This window comes from Mucilaginibacter sp. P4_A11, assembly GCF_056402535.1.
The window spans coordinates 627,039-643,134 of record NZ_JBFUHE010000002.1; the positions used below are offsets into that span (position 1 = coordinate 627,039).

Genomic DNA, 16,096 nt, shown 5'->3' on the forward strand with positions numbered 1-16,096 from the left:
TTCTTAGATTTTATTTTATCACTGATAGATTTAGCCTTATTACGCTATTGAATTTTGACCACAGCCTTAACGACATTCCTTTAATGTAGGATCTGTAATCGCTCATCAATATCCCCTTCATATCATAGTTCATTAACCGGATAGCATACACCAAACTACACTCATTATGTTTACCTGATGATCTACAGTGATATGTTTCCACGATCTCAAAATCATCTGGCGGAATGAGCTCATTATATTGCAAACACCTGATGTGTTCGTTCTCAATTACAAAATCATGGTTGAAGCCCCGCTCCTGCAGATCAATAATGAGGCTTATCAATTGTTCATCATCGTGGTGCATATCAACATTATTAAACAGGTGATGTTATCATAGTATTGTTAATTGGATTTGCCTTGTAAAGCCATAAGCGCCCCTGTAAAGCCATGTAGAAAAAAAGCAATAAGGCCTGTACCACAACAAGCGATACAGTTATGCTCATTGCTAAATTAATGTAGCTTCCCATCAGCAGTATTGTCATATCCGCCGTTATAAAACCTAAGCTCATTTGCTTAAGTACAGGCTTACCCGGCATAAGCATAATAACCAGCAGAGCAAATTTTGTATAACAAATACCATACAGTACTATTATAAAAAGTCGGGTTGGCACCAGAGGAGTCATCAGGTTTGTGCTAAGTTCGATGAACAAGCCTATTGTTATAAACATTAGGATGCTCGTAAAGAAGGCTACTGCAAAACAGTTGAACTTTTTCATAGGCTGAACGTTACGTGTTGTCAGTACAGTTAAAAATGTTCAATTATTAACTGTTGTTTAACAATGTAAAGTTCGGGCTGGAGATATCCAAAATCAATGTACTAATTATGGTTTCAGTAGTACAAATTACGTATAGCCTTAATCAATTGGGTTTTTAGTATTGCAAAGGATAATTTACATTTTCGATGGTTCCGAACTGTTTTTCGGCCCGGAAAATAAGTGTGATCACCACACCATTGTTGTTTTCCATTTTAAAACTTCCCCCAAGCTGCTTGCTCAGGGCTTTCATCATTTCCATGCCTAATGACGACGCCTCTTTTATGTCAAAGCCCTGCGGCAAGCCGATGCCGTCGTCCGCTATAGTCAACATTATATTATTATCATCGAGCACTCCAAGCGAAATATTTATATACCCGCGCCTGTGCGGAAAGGCATATTTAATAGCGTTGGTTATAGCTTCATTAAGCATTAGGCCAACGGGTATAGCCTGGGCCACATCCATTTTTACAGGCTCTATTTGCTGCTCGATCCTGATACCGCGATCATGGGCATCATAACAATCAGCAAGATAGCTAACAAGTTCACTGATGTAAACTGCAATATCGATATAAGCTACATTTGAGCTGCTGTATAATTTTTGATGGATCAGCGCTATAGCCTGTACCCGGTTTTGACTTTCGCGAATAGCGGCAAGCGCCGCATTATTTTTCAAAAACGCCGATTGGGTATTAAGCAGGCTCATTACTATTTGCAGGTTATTTTTTACCCGGTGGTGCACTTCTTTCAACAGCCAGTCTTTTTCATCAATCAAGCGGTCTTTATCTGCAGTTAAATGCTGTAGAGTTTGATCTTGCTCAATAATTTCTTTTCGCTGTAGCAGTATTTGTTTATTATTCCATTGCTTTTGCCTGTAACCAATATAGGCAAGGCTCGAAATGATAAGCAGTGCAACAACGTCGGTAATTATCAGGTCCCAATTAACAATAATTAAACTACTCCTGGCCAATAAAATATATTTTGCGGTATTATCATATTGTTGCGCCCGGGCACTTATGGAAATCAAGTGCAAAAAGCCTGTAAGTATCAGCTTACAATAAAACCCGGGCAAGTTTGTATTGATATTCACTTGATATTATTTTTATGATCGGTCAAAAACTAACAGATTTTGATCGCAACACACGGCTTTGCCTGTATAAACCTGCGCTCAAATTCAACTTATAAAAATAATATTCTTTCTAAACCTAACAGATGTATTAAATACGGATTTTGATGTATAAATTACGTATTGTATTTGCGGCCCTACAATAAAGATGATATTAACCTATATAATTAAAAATCAAAATATAGATACCATCCTTACTGATTTAAACTTTTCATTCGTAAAATGGTTAACTTATGCCGCTTACCAACAGCAAAAAACAAGGCCATCTTCATACCCCTCCTGCTATTTTTCAACAAGCAGTTTTCTGAAATCATGCTATCATTATGCAAATCGGATGCTTAGTAGTGCAAAAAAAAGATACGATATTTCGCTCCTCAACCAGGTATTTAATGATATTTCGTTAAGGGCAACCCTCTTAAAAATAATTTAATAAACTGATTATCAATGAAATAAAAATATCGGCACGAATTTAGAGTTATGGCATATGCCTTACAAGCTTTAAACTGAGCAGCCATGAAACAATTTAACGATTTTGCACCGCTACATTTTGAGAAAGCATCTAATTGCCTCCCTTTTAAGATCCATACTATTGAATGGACCAAAGAAAATGGCATTGATCTTCCCTATGATTATTTCATGCTGATATGGATAGTTGCCGGCACCGGCTACTATAGGCTCAATTTACAAAAAGAAGCAGTAGACACTAACCAGTTATTGCTGATAAAGCCTGGCCAGCTGCATGATCTTAAATTCAGCAGCGGCCTGCAGGGTTACGTAATATCGTTCACCGATTCATTTCCGGACATAGATGATTACGGGAGCGAACATGTGTACAGTGCCATTTATCAAATGTTTAGTCATACACAAGTAGTTACCATTAACAGCGAACTTGCTGATGACATGAGTGATATTACCGAAATAATGATGAAAGAATATAGCAGGCATAACCTTTACCGTGCAGAGATATTAAAACGTTATTTTAAGATCTTCCTCATTTATCTTTCGCGTCAGCTGGAGTCTATAGAGCAAGCGCCAAAACAGTCGCGAAATACCGCCATCCTCCAAAATTTCATGGCGCTGCTTGATAAAAACTTCAGGGAGTATAAAATGGTAGCTGATTATGCCGATAGGTTATCAGTAACTCCTAATTATCTCAACGAGGTGGTAAAAAAGTTAACAGGCCAACCGGCAGGGTATCACATCAGACAACGGGTGGCCGCCGAGGCTAAACGGCAGGCTATACACCCTGATAACTGCATGAAAAAAATAGCATACGACCTGGGTTTTTGCGACATGGCCCATTTTAGTAAATTTTTCAAAAACACTACAGGTATCAGCTTTTCTGATTTTAAGAAGAGGGGAACGGTATTACAACCCGTTTTTTAATAAACGTCACATCAACTAATTAAACTCAATGCCATGTCAGAATCAGTACAGCTAATCCCCGGCGATTCTTTGATCACCGCCACACCCCAGGAGGGCCGTGAGCTTGCCATTAAAATGGCTCGACTTATTATCAAAGTAACCCAGCCCGATGCCGAAGTTCGTGGCAGGCTCAGGGGTGTTTACGCAGAGGATGCCGCCATGCTTATTGCTGTAGGCCAAACAGTAGCAACCGAATTTGCCACAATAGCGGCAGCTAACAACTACTGGAGATAGTAGTGTAATGCCTATTGTTCTGCAAATTATTTACATCTATTTTTAAGCCCGGTAACATATTGTGCATACACAGGTAATTATTATCGGCGCCGGTCCAACCGGCTTAATGGCGGCTTGCCAATTGGCCCGCTTTAACATTGATTTTATTATTATTGATACAAAACCTGCGCCCACTCAAGAGTCGCGGGCCATGCTGGTTACTGCCCGAAGCATGGAAATTTACCAGCAGATGGGTATAGTTGGTGCAGTTTTACAGCAGGGAAAGGTGATCAGCAAATTTGCCATTTATATGAATGGCCGTGAAAAAGCGACACTCAAAACAGCCGAAGCAGGCAATGGCCTTACCGACTTCCCCAATCTGCAGGCCTTTGAGCAGTTTAAGAACGAAGAATTGCTGTATGAGCAATTAAAAGCAACAGGCCACGATGTTTTATGGCGAACCAGCCTCTTAAGTTTTGAACAACATGAGGATTTTGTTCAGGCCAACCTTTATGATAAAAGTGACCCATTCAGAAAAATAGCAATTAAAGCCTCATATCTCCTGGCGTGTGATGGTGCATCGAGCCTGGTGAGGCAGCAGTTGGGATTAGATTTTTCAGGGGGTACCTATCAAAATAAGTTTTTTGTTGCTGATGTTCAGCTTAACTGGCAGCAGCCGGTAAATAAGCTAATCGCCTCACTGTCGCGCACTAATTTCTGTGCTTTTTTCCCGATGTACGGCGATAACAATTACCGCATATTAGGCACACTGCCCGAAGATTTTGTCGGTACCGATGATGTTAGTTTTGATGACCTGAAAGAAGTGATCATCAAAAATGTAAAACTGCCGCTGAGCATTGAAAAACTGAACTGGTTTTCTATTTATAAATTGCACCATCGCTGTGTTGACCAATTCAGGGTGAACCGTTGCTTTTTATTGGGCGATGCTGCACATATCCATAGCCCGGCTGGCGGGCAAGGTATGAACACAGGCTTGCAGGATGCGCATAATCTTGCCTGGAAACTGGCCTTAGTGTTGAATGGTATTGCAGGAGAAAAGCTAATAGATACCTATCATACAGAGCGATATCCTTTTGCCCAATGGCTCATGAAATTCACGGATAATATATTCGCTTTCATGACGGGGCGTAACAGGTTTATATATCTATTACGCACCTATCTTATGCCCTGTATTTTACGTCTGGTATTGTCAACAAAGTGGATAACGAGACGTATGTTCAGGGTGCTTTCGCAGATTTGGTACTCATATAATAAAAGCCCGCTGTCATTGCAGTTCATCAAACAGAAACTCCAGTTTAGTGCCGGCGACAGGTGCCCTTACGTAATGACAGAGATAGATGGCAAATTGCAAAGCATTTATCACTTGCTTACCGAACCCAAATTTCACCTGTTATGCATTGGTGGCAATTGGGATAGCGAGCATCTCCCAGAACTTTTAAAGGACTATATTAAAATAGCTAACCTGCCACTTAATGAAGGCTGGCAAAAGTTAGGGGTAAAATCCAACCTATACCTTTTGATAAGACCCGACAATTATATTGGCTTGCTTACCGACGAAATAAGCCCTGCTTTGATAACCGGCTATTTTGATAAATTCAAAAACAAAGATTAAAAGTATGGTTTTATGGGGGTTATTTATTCAGGATGTTTACCGAACGATATGGCCATTCTGTTCCATGCGTTCATGGATACTATGGCCAAAATGATCTGTGCTACGGTGACCTCGCCAAACGTAGCAACTGCTTTTTCAAACAGTTCATCGCTTACACCATGCTTCGATATTAAAGTGATATGTTCTGTGAGTTCGAGTATCACCTGGTCTTGTTCGCTGAACCAGTTACGGGCCTCACGCCAGGCGCTCATTACAAAAATACGTTCCTGCCTCTCGCCATACTTTAAAGCGTCTTTAGTATGCACATTAAGGCAGTAAGCACAGCCGTTTATTTGCGAGGTTCGAATCTTGATCATTTCGCGCTGAATTCTGTCCAGCTGGGTATCAGCGAGCATTTTATCAAGTTCAAGAAAAGGTTTATAGGCCTGCGGAACAGCCTGTAACAGATTAAAACGTGGTTTCATCTTATTATTGGTTTTAAGTTTTTGGTATTATGCTTCATCATATAGAAAATCAATGCTCCAGCGATAGGTAGCTATGCCCGCCAGCATTAAACTCGCTGCGCTATCGGCCCAAACCGAATAACTAAAGGGGGCTTTAATACCTAAAAACAAAGCCATGCAAAGCGCAAAGGTGAACGTAAGGCCAAAACTTGCATATGCTGCAGTCCTGATCTTAAAGCCAACTATAAACATAATGGCTATGCACACCTCGCCCACTGTAGCTAAAAAGCCCATAACACCTGCCAAGGAGCGGCTGAGGTAGGGCATCAGTGTGTTGGTATAAACTACAAAATTGTCCCAGCTGCCCCAGCTTACCGAATTTTGCCCCGCAGGTCCCAGGAAACCTAAACGATCGGCAACGGGCAGCAGAAAACCGATACCTAAAGCGAAGCGAAAATAAAGTTGTGCTATTTGCAGGGTATTTTTCATGTATAAAGAATTATCCATCTAAAGTAAAGCTTTAATAGCATGCTAAAAAGCCCAAATCCCATGTTTACACAAGTACGATAAAAGTGTCATTTTTTTGTTGAGAGTTGGTTTCAGCAACATTAATCCAGATTTTCTACAGATTGTGAGGGTAGTATCGCATCATTCACATGCCTGCGATAAGTATAGTAAAAAGGGCTGCTGCCTACGTTACCTCATTGATGGAAGAAAACCTTCCGGCAACCATGCATTTTCATAATCTTGGGCATACTCAAAGGGTTGTGAACGCGGCAATTGAAATAGCTGCACATAGCAAGTTAAAAAGTCAGGAGTTAAAAATTTTAACAACAGCCGCCTGGTTTCACGATACGGGATACCTTTATCATTATAAAGGACATGAAGATACCAGCATGATCATTGCCGGTACTTTTTTAATGCAGCACCACTACAATAATGATTTTATACAACAGGTATGGGATTGTATCGAAGCTACAAAAGTTCCGCAATCGCCCAAAAACCTCATCCAACAAATTATTTGTGATGCCGATATGCGTCATTTTGCATCTCCTGATTATCTTAAATGTGCTCACAATTTAAAACTGGAATGGGAGATACATTTGGGCAAGCAATGCAGCGATGAAGAATGGCATAACGTTAATTTAAGCCTTTTACAGCAGCATCAATATTTTACCGAATACGGTAAAACAGTATTACAAGAAGGAAAAGAGAAAAACATTGACCTTATGAAGAACCAAGCTTAATGTTTTTTCGCCGTTTCTTTTCGTACGCGGCTTAAAGTTTCGGGTGTAATGCCTAAATAAGATGCTATCATTGCCTGGGGCACTCTTAATGAGAGATCTGGATATTTCTGTACAAAATCAAGGTATTTCTTCTCGGCAGTAAAAGAAATGGCCGAATGGATGCGGTTTTGACTGGTGATAAAGCTTTTATTAATGATTGCGTTCACCATATCATTCAGGGCCGGTATTTCCAGGCAAAGCCTGTCGAAATTTGTTTTGGTGATCAGTATCAGTTCAGTGTCTTCAATAGCATCGATGTTATTTTTAGATGGCTCGCCGGTAAGCAGGCTTGCACGATCGCCAGTCCACCAGTTTTCTTTGGCAAAGCTTACTATGTTTTCGCGCCCGCTTTCATCAACACTGTAAAAACGTACAAGTCCTTTGGTTATAAAGGCATTATATTTCCAAACATCGCCTTCCTGCAACAGGTATTGTCTTTTACGAAGTTTTTTGTAAATACAAACGGCTTCTATTTTAGCGTATTCGGCTTCGGTGAGGGTTGTTTTCTGGCTGATGTACTCTTTAAAGATCTCAAACATATAAAAGCAAATATCCCCTTTATCCGGGGATATTTGCTTTAGCTCAGGTCATATTTTTCTGATTGAATTATGCGGAGTATTTGCTCAGCCATTTGGTTTTGATGGCAGCACGGGCATCAATAAATTCCTGGTCGGTACCCTGTGCAACGGCGTCAAGCGGGTAACGCAACGGACGAGAGCCTTTTTCCATTTCAACCAGGTGCAATATACCATCGGCAATGGTTTGTGGATCCATATTAAACTCGGCCATTTTACTGAACAGCGCGGCACCCATAGCATTAAATTGCTGAGCCGAAGCCTCGCCATATTCAGCGATAATTTCGGGTTTATCGGCATGTACACCTGCTTTGCTACCGTTATTCATTTCAGTTGGATACACGCCTGGCTGGATACTCACATTTTCGATATTGTATTGGGCAAGCTCATCCTGTAAACCCTCGGTAATGCTTTCCACACCAAATTTTGAGGCAAGGTAAGGGATCATAAATGGCAAGGTGTGGCCGCTTGCGCCTGATGTAATATTGATGATAAGGCCGCTCTTGGCTGCACGCATCCCTGGTAATACAGCAAAGATAGTGCGTAGGGTTCCGTAAAAATTCACTTCAAACATTTGTTTGATCTGATCAATTGAATAGCCTTCCAACACACCAAAACCTGAAACCGCGGCATTGTTCACCAGCACATCTATATGGCCATATTTGGTTAAAGTATATTCAAAAGCGGCTTTAACCGATGCATCGTCGGTGATATCCACCTCAACCACTTCAACGTTTGGCAGGGCCGACAGTTCTTTGGCTACAACTTCGTTTTTACCATTTATTCCGCGCATACCTGCTATTACGGTATGGCCTGCATTTGCAAGGGTTATAGCGGTTATTTTACCAAATCCTGTGCTTGTTCCGGTTATAAAAATTGTTTTTGACATTTTGTATCGTTTTTTTGTTGATACAAATCTACCGTGATGCTATAACCTGTGCATTGATGTTTGATAAGAACGGAATTGATATTTATCAAGAAAACTGAGGCGCTGTAACGGTATCGTCATCGCGAGGCATGAAGCAATCACGAACTGTACACTCTCCACCCGTCATTGCGAGGCACGAAGCAATCGCGAACTGTACACTCTCCACCCGTCATTGCGAGGCACGAAGCAATCGCGAACTGCGCAGGGTCACTAGCTTAGCCGCTCTGTAAATCGGGGATTGCTTCGTACCTCGCAATGACGGGTGCTGAATGGGATTACTTTGTACCTCGCAACGACGATCTTTTAAACTACGTTGCTAAACAACTACTTACACATCCCCTACTTTGTTCCTGAAGGCACAGCCAAAGTCTGCCCATCCTTTAATGGCACTCCAAAATTTGGCGAGCCATCCTTGTTCCAGGTAAATTTTTGTGCACGCGGTGAGCGTTTATTGCCACAGCCTTCATTAGGGTTTGAATTGGCATGATAAAGAATCCAGTCTTCCCGGCCATCAGGCGATTTAAAGAAGGAGTTATGTCCCGGCGCATAAACACTATTTTCGGGCGATTGCTTAAATACCGGCTGCTCTGTTTTTATCCATGATGCCGGGTTTAACAGATCGCTGTTTTTGGAGGCAGTAAGCATACCTAAAGCATAAAAATCAGTCCAACAACCGCTCGCCGAGTAAATCAGGAATAGCTTATCCTTATGTTTTAATATTTCGGGACCTTCATTTACGCTTACGTGAGCCGGGTTACCTGCATCATGCAGATCCCCATTAGTTTCCCATTGATAAGCCGGGCTTGATATTTTTACCCGCTCGCTGCCAATGGTAATGGCATCCTTCATTTTAGCGATGTAGATATTTTGCTGACCGTTGTGATCTCCCTCCCAGCCCGACCAGATCATGTACCAGTTCCCGTTATTTTCAAACACCGAAGCATCAATGGCCCATTTATCGGTACTGTCGGCTATTTTTCCTTTAAACTCCCAGGTACCTTGAGTAGGATCGGCCGAACTGTTTTCCAGTGCATAAATGCGGTGATTGTTATTATCGCCATTATCTGCAGCAAAATAGACATACCATTTGCCTTTTATAAAATGCAGTTCGGGTGCCCAAAGCTCTTTTGAATAAGCCATACCAGCCGGTGGTGCCCAAACAGCTTTTTTAGGTGCAGTGCTTAATTTGGTAACATCCTTAGTTTTCCAGATAACGATATTGCCCCCTGTTGAATTGGTGTAGTAATAAAATCCGTCTTTATAGATCACCCAGGGATCAGCACCCGATGGCAATATTGGATTAGTAAAAGTTTTATCGCCGGTGCTTTGTGCCATAACAGCTTTAGAAAATAAAAGCAGCAGCAAGCAGGCATTGAACAATTTTTTCATAGGGCTGAAAGGTTTTAGCTTGGTTTATAATGCGCTAAAAATCTGTAAAAGATTTTACAAAAACAACAAATGTTAAGAATACATTTATTATAAACCCGGCATAGTTCACGGTTAAGCTTTTACCGGCTGCGATGAAGCACGGATAAAAACCTGGGTAGGTAACACCGTAGTTTCAAACTCGGTAACAGGGCGTTTGCTTTCAATAATACTGATGAGCATTTCGGTCGCCTTTTTTCCCATTTCAAAGCCAGGCTGATATACGGCACTTAAGGGAGGGTTTAAAACTTCGGCCAATTGGGTGTTGGTGAAGCCGAGCAAAGCGATATCGGCAGGGATCCGGTAGCCTAATTTGTGAAGGAGCGATAAAGTGGTGGTTGTGATCCTGTCGGATGCTGTAAAAATAGCATCGGGCTTATTATTGGCAAACAGCTCGCTTAGGGCGTTCTCAATCTCCGCAAGGTCTTTACCACCATGCGGGCAGTATTTGATCAGCTTTTCGTCAGACTCTATGCCATGTTGTTCAAGCGCTTTTTTATACCCTTTTAATCGTTCGGCAGTAATGGATACGTTTACTGAGCTGGTAATATGTGCTATTTTGCGATAGCCTGCTTTGATCAATTCGGTTGTGGCATCATATGCACCGGCAAAATTATCGGCCACTACTTTATGTGTGTCAATTTCATCGCTAACCCTATCAAAAAAAACTATCGGCAAACCTTTTTCATGAAGGTTTTTCAGGTGATCGATATTGTTGGTTTCGGTTGAAAGGGAGATCAATAAGCCATCAATAGATCGGAAAGTTAAATGGCGTACATTCTGCATCTCCAGATCATATGATTCGTGGGTTTGCGTAATGAACACATTATACCCTTTACTATGCGCTACAGATTCGATACCATTAATTACCTGCGAAAAAAACTGATTATCGATGGTTGAAACCACAATACCGAGAGATTTGCTATTGCCCTGTTTAAGGCTTTGAGCATTAAGGTTGGGCTGATAGTTGAGTCTTTGGGCACACTCCAACACAAGCGCTTTAGTTTTTTCACCAATTTCGTGACTGTCTTTAAGCGCCTTGGAAACCGCCGAGGGTGAAATCCCCAGCTCTTTAGCAATATCCTTTATAGTAACTCCGCCAAAATTCATTTCGTCCCCCTTGCTTATAATCTCAAAATTAACAATCCGGTTATATATCGGATAGTAAACATAAGAAAAATAAGTTCTACAGAGTATAAAGATGTATTACGCCTCGTAATATCGCATTGATGGCCATGAGGTTAAATTACCTATCTACAGGTCCCCCGTCCCCTCAGGGTCTCTCGCAGAGGACCCTGAGGATTCATGGCAGTTTTTGTATTCACTGGATTATGGCCATGTTTATGTTGCGAGCATTTATTAAAAATGTTGCTGATTGCATTTGCAAAACTGTATACTTTGCATAGCGAATACCTCAGGGTCCTCTGCGAGAGACCCTGAGGGGACAAAAGACCAGCGGGTAATGATAATTATTTCACAACCACTATAGCCATACCGTCATGCTCTTTAGTACCTACAGTTTGGATAATAGTAGCTGTTACCTGCTTATTATCAGCAAGAGCTTTATTAAAACGCTGCACTCCCCTAACCCTTTCATCATCACAATTATCATCAAGCACTTTACCTTCGCGAATAACATTATCTGCAACAATAAGGGTACCCGGTCTTGAAAGCTTAAGCGCCCATTCAAAATATTCGGTATAGGGTGGCTTATCAGCATCAATAAAGATCATATCAAACGGACCTTCATCTTCGGCATCAAGAGCGGCGAGGCTATCCATTGCTTTCCCTACTTTGATATCTACAATTGGGTCCAAACCAGCTTTGATGATATTTTGGCGGGCAACATCAGCATAAGCCTGCTCCAGTTCAAGAGTGATCAGCTGGCCATTGGCAGGCAAGGCACGGGCAAGCCAAATGGTACTGTAACCACCAAGCGTACCTATTTCCAATATCTTTTTGGCACCGCATAAACGGGCCAGCACCTGTAAAAACTTACCCTGGTTAGCTGTTACATTGATGCCCGGGATTCCCGCATCCCTCATTGATTTCAAAGTACCTTTCAGCACCGCATCTTCTTCGCCCAACAGGTTACCTATATACTGATCAACTGATTCAAAAAGTGAAGTATCCATAACGTTTATTTTGGGGTGTGATAAATTATATAAACCAAATTACTTTAAATACATAAGCAAAAATCAACTTATCGATAAATAATTTATCAGCTTTCGGCCTTGAGCATTTTGCTTTCAGTTTCTATATATACACTATTTACCGAAAACCACTTTGCCTCCTGCTACCGTCATCATCACCTTTATGTCGTAGATTTTATCGGAATTAATAGTGGTAGGGTCATTATCAAGCACCATCAAATCGGCCAGCTGACCGGCTATCAACCTGCCCTTTTTACCTTCTTCAAAAGTGGTATAAGCACCGCCGTAAGTATAGGCTTTAATGGCATCCTCAGCATCAATACGCTGGTTTGCGCCTATTACAATTCCGCCATCTTTTGTTTTACGGTTAACGGCACTGCCCAACCTGATCATGGCCGGGTACGGCGAAATAGGTGCATCAGAATGCAGCGCGTAAACAATGCCCATATCCATAGCTGTTTTGGTTGGGTGCAACATGGCCATGCGCTTTTCGCCATAAACCTGCATTTTATCGCCAAGCTCATACATATAGCAATGAAATACAGGTACAATCCCATCAGCCTTGATCTTATCTAAAATATCCTGATTGGTGATACTACAATGCTCAATACGGTGACGGGCATCACCGCGGGGATCTGCCTTTTGAGCTTTTTCAATTGCCGAGATCACCATATCAATTTCGCGGTCGCCATTGGAATGACAGGCAATCTGTAAACCAGCTTTATGGATAGCCAGAAACAGGCTATCAAGCGATGCCTGGCTCCGTGCCGGCGGGATACCGTAATAATCTTTTTTACCTGTAACCGGGTTGATCATATCGTACGGTTCGTAAAGCCAGCAGGTTTTACCGCTTAAGGAATTACCATGAACAACTTTCACTCCTTCAATACGCAGATGACCCGTATTGCTTCTTTGTATTTTACCGCTGATGAGGTCGGCAGCATATGGGGTACCCATCAACAGGTTAAAACGCATCGGGAAACCTTCGGCAACCAGTTTACGGTAGATCTTTACTCTTTCAGGTGTTGTCCATGCGTCGCCTATGCTGGTTACGCCACTGGCAAGTACATTGTTAAAATATTTGCGATAACCTTCTATTTCCTCATCGGCTGTAGGTTGCGGCGGATATTTTATTTGTTTTGATTTATGGAGATAAGATGCGGCCACTTCTTTGCAAATCCCATCAGGACGTTTGCTGTTCGGGTAACGTTCAAAAGCGCCCCCTGTCGGATCGGCTGTATTTTCATTGATCCCATTCATCTCCATCAGCAATGAGTTAGCCGCCGAAAGGTGCCCGCTCACATGCGAAATAATGATCGGGTGATCGGTAGAGGCCTTATCCAAACTATCACGAATGGGCTGCCCGCCCAGTTTCGTTTCGTTATAACCCACACCTCTGATCAGCATTCCTTTGGGTGTTATGGCAGCTTTGCGCTTAAGCAGGGTAATGAGGTTTTTCATGGATGTTACCGTATCCAGTTTAAGCGTTGCATAAGGCTTATCAAATGTATAAAGTGGTGCCGGGTGCTGGTGCACATCGTTAAAACCGGGCAATACGGTTTTTCCTTTCAGATCGATAATTTTTGTTCCCTTGCCAATGAACTTACGGATGGTCTGAGTCGAACCTTCGGCGATGATCTTGTCACCCGCTATAGCAATGGCCTGCGCTCGGTCGCCTTTTTGTTTCAGTGTAATGATATTGCCGTTGGTTAAAACCAGGTCGGCCTTTTGTGCAAATGCAGATACGGAAAGCAATAATAAAAAAACGGAAAGGCAGGTATATTTCATGTTGACGTAATAAACAATGATTAAACAAAAAGTAACGGAACAGCCTCAATAGTAAACTGTTCAGGGTCAAACACCATTACCCCGTTATTGAACAGGCAGCGGGCTACGCAAGGGCCATAAAGCCATTGTATTTGATCAGATAGTTTGTATTTGCCAAAAGGATTGCGCTCAATATGATCTTCATTACAAATGCTAACTCCCTCAAAATGCATGTGCCCGCTAAAACCGGTACGGCTGCCATTTTCTTCAATAAAGTTCAGGTGCTCATGGTAAGCATCCGCCACCTGCGGAAAACTGGCCTTAACACCATGTAGATCTGGATAGGCAAAATGTGAAAAGAATACTTTATGTCCGTTAAAATCGCGCACAGCAAAATCGGGTACAGATTCCAGCCAGGATTTGTCCTCCCTGGTCATGAGGGCATTAAGCTGCACTTCTTCAAAAAGCAGCACACGGCCATCGCTCCATTTTTTGCGCTCAAAAAAATCAAGCTCGTACCAGTTTTCCGGGAAACCCAAACCACCGTCATATTTAGGCAGCTTTTTTACCTGGTACAAATCATTATTACCGATAACCACTGTGCTGCAGTTAGCCCGAATCATCGCTATACATTCGTGCGCACTACGGGAGTCAAGGTAGTAATAGGTATTTACCTTATATCCGGCTATATCGCCGAGGCAAACCACTTCGGTACAGCCCGCTTTTTCCAGTACATCAAAGGCCTTACGCAAGGCTACAATATCTTCGTGGATATCGCCTAAAATACCTATTTTCATATTTGAGCCTAAAGCTTTTTGAGCCAAAAGCGTAAGGCTGAAAGCAAAAAGCTATCAATCTTATGCTATTTATAATTTTAAACGCCTGTGTTCAGCGTATTTAATTCTGTTTGCTCTGCAGCTAATGGTTGTATAGCAACGCTGTAATCAGCACGGTATTTGGTTATCCCGTCAACAAATACATGAGATACCGAAGCGAATGATTTCTCGCTGCTGAATGCTACCAGGTCGGCTTTTTTACCAACCTCGATACTGCCTGTTTCGGCATCAAAGTTCAGCAACCTCGCCGGGTTTAATGACACCATGTTAACCGCCTTACTCGGGCTGATGCCGTTACCTATCATTTTAACCACACTGCCCAGCATGGTCGGGAAATGATAATCGCTGCAAAGGATATCGCAAAGATCTTCGGCTATGGCGTCGATACTTGAAAGATTGCCGCAGTGCGAACCTCCCCGGTAATAGTTTGGCGCACCAAGGCAAATCCACAAACCAAGTTCTTTGGCTTTACGGGCCGCCACCAATGTTGTAGGCATTTCAGATAATGTGGCGCCATAGTATTTGCCTTCCTCTACGTGCTCAACAGTAGTATCATCATGACTGCCAAGGATATATTTATCCTTAAACGTTTCATAGATCTGTGCCCTGTTGTTGATCTTGCTCGTTTTATCTATCTGTTTTTGCAGGCGGGCCATAGCTTCATCGGGTGTTATGCCGAATGCTTTGGTTCGCAGCTCAATCTGCTGCTGCAAAGTATATTGCCTTTGGCCGGGGATATGATCATTATAAACTACCATATACAAGCTTTCCAACTGCCGCATAGGCTCCAGATAAGCCAGTAAGCCTTCCGAGTTTGGGTCGATGCGGGCATGCAGAAAGTGGCGCACCAGCAGCGAATGGCGGGCAGCATCAATCTGGCGCGAAAGCTCCATAGCCTCGCTCAGGCTCCTGTTTTTCTCCTCGTTATCAGAAAAACTTACCGCGCTGAAAACTGTAGTAATACCACAGGCCGCCGCACGGGCATCCATAAAATGAAGGGCAAATGGCAAGGGAAACCCGGCACCCGAACGTGGGTAAATCTCTTTCTCCAGGTAGTCGGTATGAATATCAATACAGCCAGGAATCAACCACTGACCGTTCAGGTCGGTGCCTTCGGTATAGTATTTATCCTTTATTATTTCGGCTATAATACCGTTTTCAATGATAACCGAACCGGTAAAATCCTCGGTCGGCGTAACGATGCGCGCATTGGTGAGCAGATGCGTATTCATTTTATTATTAGTATATTTTATTGATGGTAAAAATATACTCCAATTGTTAGCGTGATATTAGGGAGGGGTGAGTAGTTGATTGTCTGAATCAGAATTTACAGAATTTTAGAATGAACAGAATTAGATAGCGGTTTTGTCTGAACTCGAATTAAACGAATTAAAGAATTTATCGAATTTGATTAGCATTCTGGTAATTCCTTAATTCGTTTAATTCGAATTGAGACAAATTCTGAAAATCCTAAAATTCTGTAAATTCTGATTCA

The 16,096-nt window shown here is 42.1% G+C and carries 17 protein-coding genes; 4 read left to right on the plus strand and 13 right to left on the minus strand.

Annotated elements, in window-relative coordinates:
* Nucleotides 1–10: 10 nt before the first annotated feature.
* The 3 genes from AC1DUD_RS06590 to AC1DUD_RS06600 form a co-directional block, all read right to left on the minus strand.
* Nucleotides 11–343, minus strand: coding sequence for a hypothetical protein (locus AC1DUD_RS06590; RefSeq protein ID WP_477372816.1), 333 nt, complete (start codon nt 341–343; stop codon nt 11–13).
* Between the two features lie 10 nt (nt 344–353).
* A complete protein-coding gene (locus tag AC1DUD_RS06595) occupies nt 354–755 on the minus strand; it encodes a hypothetical protein (protein ID WP_477372818.1) in 402 nt (133 codons plus the stop codon).
* Nucleotides 756–909: 154 nt separating this feature from the next.
* Nucleotides 910–1,881 carry a sensor histidine kinase gene (locus AC1DUD_RS06600; RefSeq protein ID WP_477372820.1) on the minus strand — a complete coding sequence of 324 codons (972 nt, stop codon included), beginning with the start codon at nt 1,879–1,881 and terminating at the stop codon, nt 910–912.
* Nucleotides 1,882–2,430: 549 nt separating this feature from the next.
* On the opposite strand from AC1DUD_RS06600, the gene AC1DUD_RS06605 reads away from it, so the two are divergent.
* The 3 genes from AC1DUD_RS06605 (at nt 2,431) to AC1DUD_RS06615 (ending at nt 5,188) form a co-directional block, all read left to right on the plus strand.
* Nucleotides 2,431–3,303, plus strand: a complete 873-nt coding sequence (locus tag AC1DUD_RS06605) for an AraC family transcriptional regulator (protein ID WP_477372822.1) — start codon at nt 2,431–2,433, stop codon at nt 3,301–3,303.
* 33 nt (nt 3,304–3,336) lie between these two features.
* A complete protein-coding gene (locus AC1DUD_RS06610; RefSeq protein WP_477372824.1) occupies nt 3,337–3,576 on the plus strand; it encodes a hexameric tyrosine-coordinated heme protein in 240 nt (79 codons plus the stop codon).
* Between the two features lie 61 nt (nt 3,577–3,637).
* Nucleotides 3,638–5,188 (plus strand): FAD-dependent monooxygenase, encoded by a 1,551-nt coding sequence (locus tag AC1DUD_RS06615; RefSeq protein ID WP_477372826.1) that lies wholly within the window; start codon nt 3,638–3,640, stop codon nt 5,186–5,188.
* Nucleotides 5,189–5,211: 23 nt separating this feature from the next.
* Here the strand turns inward: AC1DUD_RS06615 and AC1DUD_RS06620 are convergent, their stop codons facing one another.
* The gene (locus tag AC1DUD_RS06620) at nt 5,212–5,652 is read right to left on the minus strand and encodes a carboxymuconolactone decarboxylase family protein (protein ID WP_477372828.1); all 441 of its coding nucleotides are present in this window, start codon (nt 5,650–5,652) and stop codon (nt 5,212–5,214) included.
* Nucleotides 5,653–5,679: 27 nt separating this feature from the next.
* Nucleotides 5,680–6,138: a hypothetical protein gene (locus tag AC1DUD_RS06625; RefSeq protein WP_477372830.1), complete on the minus strand. Its 459-nt coding sequence runs from the start codon at nt 6,136–6,138 to the stop codon at nt 5,680–5,682.
* Nucleotides 6,139–6,287: 149 nt separating this feature from the next.
* Between AC1DUD_RS06625 and AC1DUD_RS06630 the strand changes: the two genes are divergently transcribed.
* On the plus strand, nt 6,288–6,878 hold the full coding sequence (locus AC1DUD_RS06630; RefSeq protein ID WP_477372832.1) for an HD domain-containing protein: 591 nt from the start codon (nt 6,288–6,290) through the stop codon (nt 6,876–6,878).
* Here AC1DUD_RS06630 and AC1DUD_RS06635 read toward each other — a convergent pair.
* From AC1DUD_RS06635 to AC1DUD_RS06670, 8 genes are all read right to left on the minus strand, one after another.
* On the minus strand, nt 6,875–7,456 hold the full coding sequence (locus tag AC1DUD_RS06635; protein ID WP_477372834.1) for a Crp/Fnr family transcriptional regulator: 582 nt from the start codon (nt 7,454–7,456) through the stop codon (nt 6,875–6,877). The two genes, AC1DUD_RS06630 and AC1DUD_RS06635, sit on opposite strands and share 4 nt — an antisense overlap.
* Nucleotides 7,457–7,523: 67 nt before the next feature.
* The gene (locus AC1DUD_RS06640; RefSeq protein WP_477372836.1) at nt 7,524–8,381 is read right to left on the minus strand and encodes an SDR family oxidoreductase; all 858 of its coding nucleotides are present in this window, start codon (nt 8,379–8,381) and stop codon (nt 7,524–7,526) included.
* A gap of 378 nt (nt 8,382–8,759) precedes the next feature.
* A complete protein-coding gene (locus AC1DUD_RS06645) occupies nt 8,760–9,809 on the minus strand; it encodes a glycoside hydrolase family 43 protein (RefSeq protein ID WP_477372838.1) in 1,050 nt (349 codons plus the stop codon).
* 111 nt (nt 9,810–9,920) lie between these two features.
* Nucleotides 9,921–10,955, minus strand: a complete 1,035-nt coding sequence (locus AC1DUD_RS06650; protein WP_477372840.1) for a LacI family DNA-binding transcriptional regulator — start codon at nt 10,953–10,955, stop codon at nt 9,921–9,923.
* A gap of 359 nt (nt 10,956–11,314) precedes the next feature.
* The gene (locus AC1DUD_RS06655) at nt 11,315–11,980 is read right to left on the minus strand and encodes an O-methyltransferase (RefSeq protein ID WP_477372842.1); all 666 of its coding nucleotides are present in this window, start codon (nt 11,978–11,980) and stop codon (nt 11,315–11,317) included.
* 132 nt (nt 11,981–12,112) lie between these two features.
* Nucleotides 12,113–13,786: an amidohydrolase gene (locus tag AC1DUD_RS06660; protein ID WP_477372844.1), complete on the minus strand. Its 1,674-nt coding sequence runs from the start codon at nt 13,784–13,786 to the stop codon at nt 12,113–12,115.
* A gap of 20 nt (nt 13,787–13,806) precedes the next feature.
* Nucleotides 13,807–14,562 (minus strand): metallophosphoesterase family protein, encoded by a 756-nt coding sequence (locus tag AC1DUD_RS06665; protein ID WP_477372846.1) that lies wholly within the window; start codon nt 14,560–14,562, stop codon nt 13,807–13,809.
* Between the two features lie 77 nt (nt 14,563–14,639).
* Entirely contained in the window at nt 14,640–15,833 is a 1,194-nt protein-coding gene (locus AC1DUD_RS06670; RefSeq protein WP_477372848.1) for an alpha-D-ribose 1-methylphosphonate 5-triphosphate diphosphatase, read from the minus strand.
* Nucleotides 15,834–16,096 lie beyond the last annotated feature (263 nt).